General features: G+C 55.1%; 8 protein-coding genes and 7 tRNA genes. 2 read left to right on the plus strand and 13 right to left on the minus strand.

What is annotated here, in order from left to right; translation table 11 throughout:
* Nucleotides 1–65: 65 nt before the first annotated feature.
* Nucleotides 66–1,490, minus strand: a complete 1,425-nt coding sequence (gene miaB / locus AC22LX_RS15405) for a tRNA (N6-isopentenyl adenosine(37)-C2)-methylthiotransferase MiaB (RefSeq protein WP_045381508.1) — start codon at nt 1,488–1,490, stop codon at nt 66–68.
* A gap of 169 nt (nt 1,491–1,659) precedes the next feature.
* On the opposite strand from miaB, the gene ubiF reads away from it, so the two are divergent.
* The gene (gene ubiF / locus AC22LX_RS15410) at nt 1,660–2,835 is read left to right on the plus strand and encodes a 3-demethoxyubiquinol 3-hydroxylase (protein WP_045392980.1); all 1,176 of its coding nucleotides are present in this window, start codon (nt 1,660–1,662) and stop codon (nt 2,833–2,835) included.
* A 108-nt stretch (nt 2,836–2,943) separates the two neighbouring features.
* Here ubiF and AC22LX_RS15415 read toward each other — a convergent pair.
* From AC22LX_RS15415 to nagB, 12 genes are all read right to left on the minus strand, one after another.
* Nucleotides 2,944–3,018 (minus strand) — tRNA-Gln (locus tag AC22LX_RS15415).
* A 99-nt stretch (nt 3,019–3,117) separates the two neighbouring features.
* Nucleotides 3,118–3,192, minus strand: a tRNA-Gln gene (locus tag AC22LX_RS15420).
* A 45-nt stretch (nt 3,193–3,237) separates the two neighbouring features.
* A tRNA-Met gene (locus tag AC22LX_RS15425) sits at nt 3,238–3,314 on the minus strand.
* Between the two features lie 23 nt (nt 3,315–3,337).
* Nucleotides 3,338–3,412: transfer RNA gene (locus AC22LX_RS15430), tRNA-Gln, on the minus strand.
* 36 nt (nt 3,413–3,448) lie between these two features.
* Nucleotides 3,449–3,523 (minus strand) — tRNA-Gln (locus AC22LX_RS15435).
* 23 nt (nt 3,524–3,546) lie between these two features.
* Nucleotides 3,547–3,631 (minus strand) — tRNA-Leu (locus AC22LX_RS15440).
* An 8-nt stretch (nt 3,632–3,639) separates the two neighbouring features.
* Nucleotides 3,640–3,716: transfer RNA gene (locus AC22LX_RS15445), tRNA-Met, on the minus strand.
* Nucleotides 3,717–4,102: 386 nt separating this feature from the next.
* Complete coding sequence (gene asnB / locus AC22LX_RS15450; protein ID WP_015367711.1) at nt 4,103–5,767, minus strand: asparagine synthase B; 1,665 nt, start codon at nt 5,765–5,767, stop codon at nt 4,103–4,105.
* Between the two features lie 279 nt (nt 5,768–6,046).
* Nucleotides 6,047–6,799: an HAD-IIA family hydrolase gene (locus AC22LX_RS15455; protein ID WP_045392984.1), complete on the minus strand. Its 753-nt coding sequence runs from the start codon at nt 6,797–6,799 to the stop codon at nt 6,047–6,049.
* A gap of 45 nt (nt 6,800–6,844) precedes the next feature.
* Complete coding sequence (gene nagC, locus AC22LX_RS15460) at nt 6,845–8,065, minus strand: DNA-binding transcriptional regulator NagC (protein ID WP_015367709.1); 1,221 nt, start codon at nt 8,063–8,065, stop codon at nt 6,845–6,847.
* A gap of 8 nt (nt 8,066–8,073) precedes the next feature.
* On the minus strand, nt 8,074–9,222 hold the full coding sequence (gene nagA / locus AC22LX_RS15465; RefSeq protein ID WP_032712872.1) for an N-acetylglucosamine-6-phosphate deacetylase: 1,149 nt from the start codon (nt 9,220–9,222) through the stop codon (nt 8,074–8,076).
* 102 nt (nt 9,223–9,324) lie between these two features.
* Nucleotides 9,325–10,125, minus strand: a complete 801-nt coding sequence (nagB, locus tag AC22LX_RS15470; RefSeq protein WP_015367707.1) for a glucosamine-6-phosphate deaminase — start codon at nt 10,123–10,125, stop codon at nt 9,325–9,327.
* Nucleotides 10,126–10,439: 314 nt separating this feature from the next.
* Between nagB and nagE the strand changes: the two genes are divergently transcribed.
* Nucleotides 10,440–12,392, plus strand: a complete 1,953-nt coding sequence (gene nagE / locus AC22LX_RS15475; RefSeq protein WP_047050118.1) for a PTS N-acetyl glucosamine transporter subunit IIABC — start codon at nt 10,440–10,442, stop codon at nt 12,390–12,392.
* Nucleotide 12,393 lies beyond the last annotated feature (1 nt).

Below are 12,393 nucleotides of genomic sequence, written 5' to 3' on the forward strand. Positions count from 1 at the left end.
TGCTGTAGATATAGGGGCGAGGAGGGGAAATGCAAGGCCTGTCGGAACCGACAGGCCTGCGGGGATTACGGCTGATAGATGCCGACGCCCAGATCGTTTTCTTTACGCGTACGCGCAATGACCGACTCCGGCGACTCCACGACGCGCAGCCCCATCTCGTCTTCGGTGCGGACGATTTTGCCGCGTAATGAGTTAGTGTAGACATCGACGATTTCCACGTCGACGAATTTACCGACCATATCCGGCGTGCCTTCGAAGTTCACCACGCGGTTGTTCTCGGTGCGCCCGGAGAGCTCCATCAGGCTCTTACGCGACGTGCCTTCTACCAGAATACGCTGGGTGGTGCCGAGCATGCGGCGGCTCCATGCCATCGCCTGCTGATTAATACGCTCCTGCAGAATGTACAGACGCTGTTTTTTATCGGCTTCAGAGACATCGTCGACCATATCCGCCGCCGGGGTGCCCGGGCGGGCAGAGAAGATAAAGCTGTAGCTGACGTCAAAGTTAACCTCGGCAATCAGCTTCATGGTTTTTTCGAAGTCTTCCGTCGTTTCGCCAGGGAAGCCGACGATAAAATCGGAGCTAATCTGGATATCCGGGCGCGCTTCGCGCAGCTTGCGGATAATCGCTTTATATTCCAGCACGGTGTGGGTACGGCCCATCAGGTTCAGTACGCGATCGGAACCGGCCTGTACCGGTAAATGCAGGAAGCTCACCAGTTCAGGGGTATCGCGATAGACCTCGATGATATCGTCAGTAAACTCAATCGGGTGGCTGGTGGTGAAGCGAATACGATCGATACCGTCGATGGCGGCGACCAGACGCAGCAGATCGGCAAAGTTGCCGGTCGTGCCGTCGTAGTTTTCACCGCGCCAGGCGTTAACGTTCTGCCCCAGCAGGTTCACTTCACGCACCCCTTGCGCCGCCAGTTGGGCGATTTCAAACAGAATATCGTCGCACGGACGGCTCACTTCTTCACCGCGGGTATAGGGCACCACGCAGTAAGTACAATATTTGTTGCAGCCTTCCATGATGGAAACGAAGGCGGTCGGCCCCTCGGCGCGCGGTTCCGGCAGACGGTCGAATTTTTCGATTTCCGGGAAGCTCACGTCGATAACCGGTTTATGGTTGTTGCGCACCGCGTCGATCATCTCCGGCAGGCGGTGCAGCGTCTGCGGGCCAAAAATAATGTCAACGTAATGGGCGCGCTGGCGAATCAGCTTGCCTTCCTGGGAGGCGACACAGCCGCCGACGCCGATAATGACGCCGGGTTTTTTCTCTTTTAGCAGTTTCCAGCGGCCAAGCTGATGGAACACTTTTTCCTGCGCCTTCTCGCGAATTGAGCAGGTGTTGAGCAGCAGCACGTCCGCTTCTTCGGCCACTTCTGTGAGTTGATACCCATGGGTGGCATCCAGCAGATCGGCCATCTTGGATGAATCGTATTCGTTCATCTGACAGCCCCAGGTTTTAATATGGAGTTTTTTTGTCATCGACTTGCTCATGCTCAATTATAAAGACGGGTATAAGTTAAGAATTAGAATTCGTTTGCAGGGTACGCATTGTAATGCTTTGGTTGCCACCTGACCAGTGCGACCACGATCCCCGCAAGGCGCAAAAAATCCGGTAAACTTAAGGAAATCAGCTTTAAGGATAATTGCCATGACAATTCATGCAACAGATATCGCCATCGTCGGCGGCGGAATGGTCGGCGGCGCGCTGGCGCTGGGGCTGGCGCAACACGGGTTTTCGGTAGCGGTGATAGAAAAACACGCGCCTCCGGCCTTTGATGGCGCTGCGGCGCCGGATGTGCGTATTTCGGCGATCAGCGCGTCGTCGGTCGGCCTGCTCAAAAGCCTCGGCGTCTGGGAGGCGGTGCGTGGTATGCGCGCGCATGCTTATCGGCGACTTGAAACCTGGGAGTGGGAAAGCGCGCACGTTGACTTTAATGCCGCCGAACTGAAGCTGCCTGAGCTTGGCTATATGGTGGAAAATAACGTGCTACAGCTGGCGCTGTGGCAGGCGCTCGAAGCCCATCCGCAGGTGACCTTGCGGGTTGGCGTGACGTTAAGCGAGCTTAATCGTGAGCCGCAGGGCGTTTCGCTGCGCCTGAGTGATGAGAGCGTTTGCGCGGCGCAACTGGCGATCGGCGCCGACGGCGCGAATTCGCAGGTGCGCGAGCTGGCCGGCATTGGCGTGCAGGCGTGGCAATATCAGCAATCCTGTATGCTAATTAGCGTGCAGTGCGCCGACGATCCCGGCGATAGTACCTGGCAACAGTTTACCCCCAGCGGGCCGCGCGCGTTCCTGCCGCTATTTGATAACTGGGCGTCGCTGGTGTGGTACGACACCCCGGCGCGCATCCGCCAGCTGCAGGCGATGTCGATGGCCCAACTGCAGCAGGAAATCACCGCGCATTTCCCAAAACGTCTGGGCAGCGTGACGCCAATGAGCGCCGGCGCCTTCCCGTTAACCCGCCGTCATGCGTTGCAGTACGTGCAACCGGGACTGGCGTTGGTTGGGGATGCGGCGCATACCATTCATCCGTTGGCGGGGCAGGGGGTCAACCTTGGCTATCGCGACGTTGACGCGCTGCTGGATATTTTGGCGGAAGCCCGCGGTCGCGGTGAAGCCTGGTCCAGCCTGCCGGTGCTGAAGCGCTATCAGGCGCGGCGCCGGGCGGATAACTTTATTATGCAATCCGGCATGGATCTGTTCTATGCGGGCTTTAGCAACGATTTAGCGCCGGTGCGCGTGCTGCGTAATATTGGCCTGATGGCAGCCGAACGTGCCGGAGTATTGAAACGCCAGGCATTGAAGTATGCATTAGGATTGTAGTAAGTCTATTCCCATGGGACTGCGGGCAGGTTTTGCAGTCCCCGGCGGGGAAATAGCCATCAGCAGAAAGCAAAAAAGCTCACCGAAGTGAGCTTTTTTGTTAATAAGTGGCTGGGGTACGAGGATTCGAACCTCGGAATGCCGGAATCAGAATCCGGTGCCTTACCGCTTGGCGATACCCCAATTGTCTGCTGGTGTTTCGTGTGCCGGACTCAGCCCGGTGGCCTTACAGCCTGGCGATACCTCAACAGGTTGCGTTCACAGAGGAACGTCTTTTGAATTTGGCTGGGGTACGAGGATTCGAACCTCGGAATGCCGGAATCAGAATCCGATGCCTTACCGCTTGGCGATACCCCAACAAATTTTTACGGATTTACCGATGTTAACCGATAGTCCTGAATATGGTGGCTACGACGGGATTCGAACCTGTGACCCCATCATTATGAGTGATGTGCTCTAACCAGCTGAGCTACGTAGCCAAATTGTCATGCTGTTTCTTCGATGGCTGGGGTACCTGGATTCGAACCAGGGAATGCCGGTATCAAAAACCGGTGCCTTACCGCTTGGCGATACCCCAATACCGTCGCGGCTAACCGCAAATATCGAAGAAATATGGCTGGGGTACCTGGATTCGAACCAGGGAATGCCGGTATCAAAAACCGGTGCCTTACCGCTTGGCGATACCCCATCCGTGCAACGCTTTTTAGTGAATGGTGCGGGAGGCGAGACTTGAACTCGCACACCTTGCGGCGCCAGAACCTAAATCTGGTGCGTCTACCAATTTCGCCACTCCCGCAAAAAAGATGGTGGCTACGACGGGATTCGAACCTGTGACCCCATCATTATGAGTGATGTGCTCTAACCAGCTGAGCTACGTAGCCATCTTTTTTTCGCGTTACCTTATCGGCGTTGCGGGGCGCATTATGCGTATTGGGCCTGCGAGCGTCAACCACTTTTTCAAGGAAAATCGTCGTAATGTGACTGTTTGGTTAGGTTGCGAACAGCATGCTGCAATAATCGGCAAGAATTGATTATTTATCGTTTTTATTTGCCAAATTCGGCATAAAAAAATGGACCCCGTAAGGTCCGTGAGATTGATGACAAACCTCATGCAATCGTTAGATTTGCAGATAGCGACAGGCAAATAACAAGGAAAATCAATTCATTGATTTTCGACTGATAGCCACAAAGAAGGAAAAACCACGCTTTTTCCTTCTTTGTCAGCAGCCTGACGGACCCCGTAGGGTCCGCTCTGCGTGTTGATTGCTTACTTATAAGCCGACTGGTGGACGCCGACCGCGCGTCCTGATGGATCGTTCATGGTTTTGAACGCTTCATCCCACTCGATGGCTTTCGCCGAAGAGCAGGCGACGGACGGGCCGCCGGGGACGCATTCCGCCGCGCTTGGCAGCGGGAACAGCTCTTCGAAGATTTCGCGGTACAGATAGCCTTCTTTAGAGGTCGGCGTGTTGTACGGGAAGCGGAAGCTTGCCGTCTCCAGTTGCTGGTCGCTAATCTGTTTTGCCGCCACTTCTTTCAGCGTATCAATCCAGCTATAGCCTACGCCGTCGGAGAACTGCTCTTTCTGGCGCCAGGCGACACTGGCCGGCAGATAGGACTCAAAGCATTCGCGCAAAATATGTTTTTCCATTTTGCCGTTGCCGCACATTTTATCCTGCGGGTTGATGCGCATCGCCACATCGAGGAATTTCTTATCGAGGAACGGTACGCGGGCCTCTACCCCCCAGGCGGACATCGCTTTGTTGGCGCGGGCGCAGTCAAACATGTGCAGCGCCTGCAGTTTACGCACCGTTTCTTCATGCAGTTCTTTGGCATTCGGCGCTTTGTGGAAGTAGAGATACCCGCCGAATACTTCATCGGAGCCTTCGCCGGAGAGCACCATTTTAATGCCCATGGCTTTAATTTTACGCGACATCAGGTACATCGGCGTCGAGGCGCGAATGGTGGTCACGTCATACGTTTCGATGTGATAGATAACATCGCGGATCGCATCCAGCCCTTCCTGCACCGTAAAGTGAATTTCGTGATGCACGGTGCCGAGGTGGTTTGCTACTTCCTGCGCCGCTTTCAGGTCAGGGGAGCCTTCGAGGCCGACCGCGAATGAGTGCAGCTGCGGCCACCAGGCTTCGCTGCGCTCCTGATCTTCAACGCGGCGTGCGGCGTATTTTTTGGTAATGGCCGAAATCACCGAAGAGTCCAGGCCGCCGGAAAGCAGCACGCCGTAAGGGACATCCGACATCAGGTGGCTTTTCACCGACTCTTCCAGCGCCTGACGCAGTTCGTTTTTATCCGTGACGTTGTCTTTTACCGCGTCGTAGTCGAACCAGTCGCGCTGATAGTACTGGCGAATTTCACCATCCTGGCTCCACAGGTAGCTACCTGCAGGGAACTCTTTAATCGTGCGGCAAACCGGCACCAGCGCTTTCATTTCGGAGGCGACGTAGAAGTTGCCGTGCTCATCGTGGCCCATGTACAGCGGGATAATACCGATATGGTCGCGGCCAATCAGGTAAGCGTCTTTCTCGCTGTCATACAGCGCGAAGGCAAACATTCCCTGCAGTTCATCGAGGAACTCCGGCCCTTTTTCCTGGTACAGCGCGAGGATCACTTCACAGTCGGAACCGGTCTGGAACTGGTAGCGGTCGCCATATTCGGCGCGCAGCGCCTGGTGGTTGTAGATTTCACCGTTGACCGCCAGGGCATGGGTTTTTTGTTGGTTATAGAGCGGCTGGGCCCCGGCGTTGACGTCGACTATCGACAGACGTTCGTGGGCGAGAATCGCTTTATCGCTGGCATAAACGCCGGACCAGTCCGGTCCGCGGTGGCGCATCAGGCGGGAAAGTTCCAGTGCCTTTTTACGCAGTTCGCCTGCGTCAGTTTTAATATCCAGTACGCCAAAAATAGAACACATAGCCTTCTCCGTTACCCTGTCATGTGGTGATGTTGTGCAGACCTCGTCTCTTGCAAGGTCTTAGTGCGTGTTAAAGAAAATGCCGTAAAGGAGAGTGGGGCGCAAGAGATTTACCGGCGGAAAAGTAAAAAGTGCAATACTGATTGTTGAATGTTGAAAAATGCGTATGTTTAGCGCAGCTTTATTGATGAATGTTTAGCAATAAGCCATTTTCATTAGATGAATCTATTTTTAGCAGCGCTATAAATAAAAAACCACGTCCTGGGACGTGGTTTCGGCTCAAAAAACGTCGATTTCAGCGACCGACGGATAAATCCACGACGGGCGGAACGGCATGCTATCGATATCGTCCAGCGTGGAGACTCCGGAGAGCACCAGAATGGTCTCAAGGCCCGCCTGGAAACCGGCGAGGATATCGGTACGCAGGTTATCGCCGACGATCACCGTTTGCTCGGAGTGGGCCTGCATTTTGTTGAGCGCGGAACGGATAATCCACGGGCTTGGCTTACCGACATAAAACGGTTTCCGGCCGGAGATTTTTTCAATCCCCGCACAGAGCGCGCCGCAAGCAGGGTAGTAGCCGCGGCCGTGAGTATCCGGGTTGGTAGCGATAAAGCGCGCGCCGTTGGCGACAAAGAAAGCCGCTTTATGCATCATTTCCCAGTTAAAGGAGCGGGTCTCGCCAACGATGACGAAATCAGGATTAACGTCGGTGATGGTGAAGCCGGCCTTATACAGTTCGTGGATGAGCGCGCCTTCGCCAACCACGTAGGCCTTCTTACCTTCCTGGCGACGCAGGAAATCGGCGGTGGCCATGGCGGAAGTGTAGAACGCGGTATCCGGCACTTCGATACCGGCGGTGGCGAAGCGGTTGGCCAGGTCCTGCCCGGTTTGCGAAGGATAGTTGGTCAGCATCACCAGCGGCATACCTTTATCCAGGATGCGCTTGATAAATTCAGCGGCGCCGGGAACAGCCACGTTATCGTGCATCAGCACGCCGTCGATATCACAAATTACGTTTTGAATGGTCATGAACAGTCCAACATCATTAACGAAAGGCGAAACTATAAAGCTGGATTAACTTTCCAGCAAATGCTGTAACAGGATGCCGTTGAGCATCGCGCGCTTGACCAGCGCAAAGGCGCCGATGGCTGAGCGGTGATCGAGCGTCGAGCGTACCACCGGCAGATTGTGGCGAAACGCTTTCAACGCCTGGCCGTTGATACAGCTTTCAATGGCCGGTAGCAGCACCTTTTCCGCCTCGACGATTTCACCGGCAATCACCACTTTTTGCGGGTTAAACAGGTTGATAGCGATGGCGATGGTTTTGCCCAGATGACGGCCAACGTATTCGACCACTTCGCAGGCCAGCGCATCGCCTTTATTTGCCGCTTTGCAGATAGTTTTGATATTGCAGTCATCAAGCGTGATACGGCTTTGATAGCCCTGCTCAAGCAGATGGCGGACACGGTGCTCAATAGCGGCGTTCGCGGCGACGGTTTCCAGACAGCCGAAGTTGCCGCAGTGACAGCGCTCGCCTAACGGGTCGACCTGGATATGGCCAATTTCGCCAACGTTGCCGTTACGGCCGATAAAAATACGCCCGTTGGAAATAATGCCCGCGCCGGTACCGCGGTGTACGCGCACCAGAATAGAGTCTTCGCAATCCTGGCTTGCGCCAAAATAGTGCTCGGCCAGCGCCAGGCTGCGGATATCGTGGCCGACAAAACAGGTGACGTTAAAGCGTTTTTCCAGCGCTTCGACCAGCCCCCAGTTCTCCACCTGAATATGCGGCATATAGCGGATAACGCCGCTTTCAGGGTCGACCAGCCCCGGCAGAATGACCGAAATGGCGATAAGCTCGCGGATTTTGCGCTGACAATTTTCAATAAAGGTGGCGATGATATTCAGCAGCGCGTGCTCGAGCGTTTCCTGGGTACGCTCCGGCAGCGGGAAGTGCTCTTCTTCCAGCGTTTTACTGCTTAAATCATAAAGGGTCAGGGTGGCGTCATAGCGGCCTAGCCGCACGCCGATAGCGTTGAAATTGCGGGTTTCCGCGATGATAGAGATGGCGCGGCGCCCCCCGGTGGAGGCCTGCTGATCGACTTCTTTGATCAGGCCGCGCTCAATAAGCTGACGCGTAATTTTGGTTACGCTGGCAGGGGCAAGCTGACTTTGTTCCGCTATCTGAATGCGCGAGATGGGACCATGTTGGTCAATCAGCCGATAGACGGCCGCGCTGTTCAGCTGTTTTACCAGATCGACGTTACCAATTTGAGCTTGTCCGCCTGCTGTCATACTTTTACTTACTCAGTGACGACCTCGTTACCATTAACGATGGTCTTGATGATTTTATAATCGCGGCTGAAAGCGGTCAGGTTAGCGACCATACCCGGCGCAATGCTACCGAGCTGCTTGTCCACGCCAATCGCGCGCGCCGGGTAGAGCGTCGCCATACGCAACACTTCATCCAACGCCACGCCGCAATGTTCAACGAGGTTACGTACCCCTTCAATCATGGTCAGCGAAGAACCGCTGAGAGTGCCGTTTTCATCCACGCACAGACCATTACGGTAGTATATTGTTTTACCAGCAAAAATGAACTGGTCAATATTAGCCCCTGCCGGCGCGGTGGCGTCGGTCACCAGGCATAGTTTATCGCCTTTCAGCCGTTTCGCGTTACGCACGTTGGCGTAGTCGACGTGCATGCCGTCAACGATGATACCGCAGTAGACATCCGGCTCGTCGAAAATGGCGCCGGCCAGGCCCGGTTCACGGCCGGTAATATACGGCATGGCATTATAAAGGTGCGTCGCAAAAGTGATACCGGCGCGGAAACCGATTTTCGCTTCTTTCAGCGTCGCGTTAGAGTGGCCTGCCGAAACCACGATGCCGGCGGCGACCAGTTTACGGATCACTTCCGGCTCGACGCGCTCAGGGGCCAGCGTCACTTTGGTAATAACGTCGGCGTTGTCGCACAGGAAATCAACCAGCGCGGCGTCCGGTTTACGCACGTAGTCCGGGTTATGGGTGCCTTTCTTGACGATATTCAGCCACGGTCCTTCCAGATGCAGACCCAGCGCCTGGTTGGGGTGTTTTTGCAGGTATTCACGCATCACGCGGATGCCTTGTTTCATCAGCTCATCGCTGGAGGTAATCAGCGTCGGCAGGAAGTTGGTGCAGCCGGAACGTTCGTTCGCTTTCTGCATAATTTCCAGCGTTTCGACGGTGACCGCATCCGGACTATCGTTGAACTGCACGCCGCCGCAGCCGTTCAGCTGGACGTCGATGAAACCGGGGGCAATAATCGCGCCGTTGACCGAGCGTTGCTCAATTTCAGACGGCAAATCAGCCAGCGGACAGAGACGTTCGATACGGCCATTGGCGATAACAACCGCATGGTCATCGAGAATTTCATGACCGGTGTAAACCCGGCCCTGGGTTAATGCATACATTACGACCCCCGGTATATACGCCCCACCAGCTCAACTCGCACTGTTCTGGCGTTGCATACAAAGAAAAAGATGGTCCCACGCCAGGGCGCGGGACGGACTACATTACAGACCTTTAATATTTTCAGCTTCTAATTCGTTGAAATATTTCAGGGTCTTCACTTTCAGTTCCATCGTGGACGGCTCGTCGCAGACTACAACCGCTTTCGGATGCAGCTGCAGACAGGTGATGGTCCACATGTGGTTGACGTTACCTTCTACCGCCGCCTGCAGCGCCAGCGCTTTCTGATGGCCCAGCACCAGAATCATCACTTCTTCCGCATCCAGCAGGGTACCCACGCCCACGGTCAGCGCATATTTCGGCACCAGATCCACGTCGCCATCGAAGAAACGAGAGTTGGCCACGCGGGTGTCATGGGTCAGGGTTTTAATACGGGTACGGGATGCCAGAGAAGAGGCCGGTTCGTTAAACGCGATATGACCATCGTTACCTACGCCGCCCATGAACAGGTGGATTTTACCGTAGGAGCGAATTTTTTCTTCATAACGACGGCATTCTGCATCGATATCCGGCGCATTACCATTCAGCAGGTTGATATTTTCAGCTGGAATATCAACATGGTCAAAGAAATTGCGGTGCATGAAGCTATGATAGCTTTCCGGATGCTCTTTCGGCAGGCCAACATACTCATCCATGTTGAAGGTAACAACGTGCTTGAAGCTAACCTGGCCTGCTTTATGCATTTCAACCAGCGCTTTGTAAGCGGTAAGAGGCGTACCACCGGTAGGCAGACCCAGTACGAACGGACGGTCCGCGGTCGGTTTGAACGCGTTAATGCGGTTAACGATATGACGGGCAGCCCATTTACCTACTTGTTCAGCTGTTACCAGGGGGATCAGTCTCATTCTTCACCTCTATAGTTAAATTAGAACCTGGCGGATTGGCGCCAGCATACTATGAAGAGTATTGCAGCAACTGCGCCGACCGGGGTCAATCCGTGTTGATTTTTTGAATGATAAAATAAGTTTTCGATGTTAGCCAGTCAAAGGGAGGGGTGAATACGATATTTGGTGATTATAGTCACAAAAAATACCCGTTTAATTTGCGATACGAATTAATTTTTCACACACTTTGCCGGTAAGTGATAAATCCGACCTTGTTACACAATAAAAAAGTGGCTTTGAAATGAGCCTCATCGGGGTCTCATAGGGGGAATAAGATGAATATTTTAGGTTTCTTTCAGCGGCTGGGTAGGGCTTTACAGCTCCCTATCGCAGTGCTGCCGGTCGCGGCATTGCTGCTGCGATTCGGGCAACCAGATCTGCTGAACGTACCCTTCATCGCGCAAGCGGGTGGGGCAATCTTTGACAACTTAGCGTTGATCTTCGCCATCGGCGTGGCATCAAGCTGGTCCAAGGATAACGCGGGTTCTGCGGCGCTGGCCGGCGCGGTAGGTTATTTCGTGATGACCAAAGCGATGGTCACCATTAACCCGGAAATTAACATGGGCGTACTGGCGGGTATCATTACCGGTCTGGTCGCGGGTGCTGTTTATAACCGCTGGGCCGGCATTAAACTGCCAGACTTCCTGAGCTTCTTCGGCGGCAAACGCTTCGTACCGATCGCTACCGGCTTCTTCTGTCTGGTGCTGGCCGCTATCTTCGGCTATGTCTGGCCGCCGGTGCAGCACGCTATTCATGCGGGCGGCGAATGGATCGTCTCTGCGGGCGCGCTGGGCTCCGGTATCTTCGGTTTCATCAACCGTCTGCTGATCCCAACCGGTCTGCATCAGGTGCTGAACACCATTGCCTGGTTCCAGATTGGCGAGTTCACCAACGCCGCGGGCGCGGTCTTCCACGGCGACATCAACCGCTTCTACGCCGGTGACGGCACCGCGGGGATGTTCATGTCCGGCTTCTTCCCGATCATGATGTTCGGTCTGCCGGGCGCGGCGCTGGCGATGTATCTGGCTGCGCCGAAAGAGCGTCGTCCGATGGTCGGCGGTATGCTGCTGTCCGTCGCCATCACCGCGTTCCTGACCGGTGTGACCGAGCCGCTGGAATTCCTGTTTATGTTCCTGGCGCCATTGCTGTACCTCCTGCACGCAATCCTGACCGGTATCAGCCTGTTCATCGCAACGGCGCTGGGTATCCATGCGGGCTTCTCCTTCTCCGCGGGCGCTATCGACTACGTGTTGATGTACAGCCTGCCGGCAGCCAGCAAAAACGTCTGGATGCTGTTGGTGATGGGCGTGGTGTTCTTCTTCGTTTACTTCCTGTTGTTCAGCGCGGTTATCCGCATGTTCAACCTGAAAACGCCGGGTCGTGAAGATAAAACCGACGACGTCGTGACTGAAGAAGCTAACAGCAACACCGAAGAAGGTCTGACTCAGCTGGCGACCAACTACATCGCAGCCGTAGGCGGTACCGATAACCTGAAAGCTATTGATGCCTGTATCACCCGTCTGCGTCTGACCGTCGGCGACTCGGCGAAAGTCAACGATGCCGCCTGTAAACGTCTCGGCGCCTCCGGCGTGGTGAAACTGAACAAACAGACCATCCAGGTCATCGTTGGCGCGAAAGCGGAATCCGTGGGCGACGCGATGAAGAAAGTGGTGGCGCGTGGCCCGGTTGCCGCAGCGGCTGCCTCGACTGACAGCGCGCCAGCCGCCGCGCCTGTGGCCAAACCGCAGGCGGTTGCCAACGCTAAAACCGTCGAAGCGCTGGTTTCCCCGATTACCGGCGAAGTGGTTGCGCTTGAGCTGGTACCGGATGAAGCCTTCGCCAGCAAAGCCGTCGGTGACGGTGTCGCGGTGAAACCGACCGATAACATCGTTGTCGCGCCGGCGGCCGGTACGGTGGTGAAAATCTTCAACACCAACCACGCGTTCTGCCTGGAAACCGATAACGGCGCGGAAATCGTCGTCCATATGGGCATCGATACCGTCGCGCTGGAAGGCAAAGGCTTTAAACGTCTGGTTGAAGAGGGCGCACAGGTGAAAGCCGGCGAGCCGATTCTGGAAATGGATCTGGCGTTCCTCAACGCCAACGCTCGCTCGATGATTAGTCCGGTCGTCTGCAGCAACAGCGATGATTACAGCGCGCTGGTGATTCAGGCAACGGGTAACGTTGTCGCCGGCCAAACGCCGTTGTTCGAGATTAAAGGCAAGTAAG

The sequence above is a fragment of the Klebsiella sp. PK01 genome (assembly GCF_057624675.1).

Excerpts from the sequence above, each read along its gene's own strand:
- miaB (WP_045381508.1), bottom strand. The coding sequence starts at position 1,490 with ATGACAAAAAAACTCCATATTAAAACCTGGGGCTGTCAGATGAACGAA.
- ubiF (WP_045392980.1), top strand. The coding sequence starts at position 1,660 with ATGACAATTCATGCAACAGATATCGCCATCGTCGGCGGCGGAATGGTC.
- asnB (WP_015367711.1), bottom strand. The coding sequence starts at position 5,767 with ATGTGTTCTATTTTTGGCGTACTGGATATTAAAACTGACGCAGGCGAA.
- AC22LX_RS15455 (WP_045392984.1), bottom strand. The coding sequence starts at position 6,799 with ATGACCATTCAAAACGTAATTTGTGATATCGACGGCGTGCTGATGCAC.
- nagC (WP_015367709.1), bottom strand. The coding sequence starts at position 8,065 with ATGACAGCAGGCGGACAAGCTCAAATTGGTAACGTCGATCTGGTAAAA.
- nagA (WP_032712872.1), bottom strand. The coding sequence starts at position 9,222 with ATGTATGCATTAACCCAGGGCCGGGTTTACACCGGTCATGAAATTCTC.
- nagB (WP_015367707.1), bottom strand. The coding sequence starts at position 10,125 with ATGAGACTGATCCCCCTGGTAACAGCTGAACAAGTAGGTAAATGGGCT.
- nagE (WP_047050118.1), top strand. The coding sequence starts at position 10,440 with ATGAATATTTTAGGTTTCTTTCAGCGGCTGGGTAGGGCTTTACAGCTC.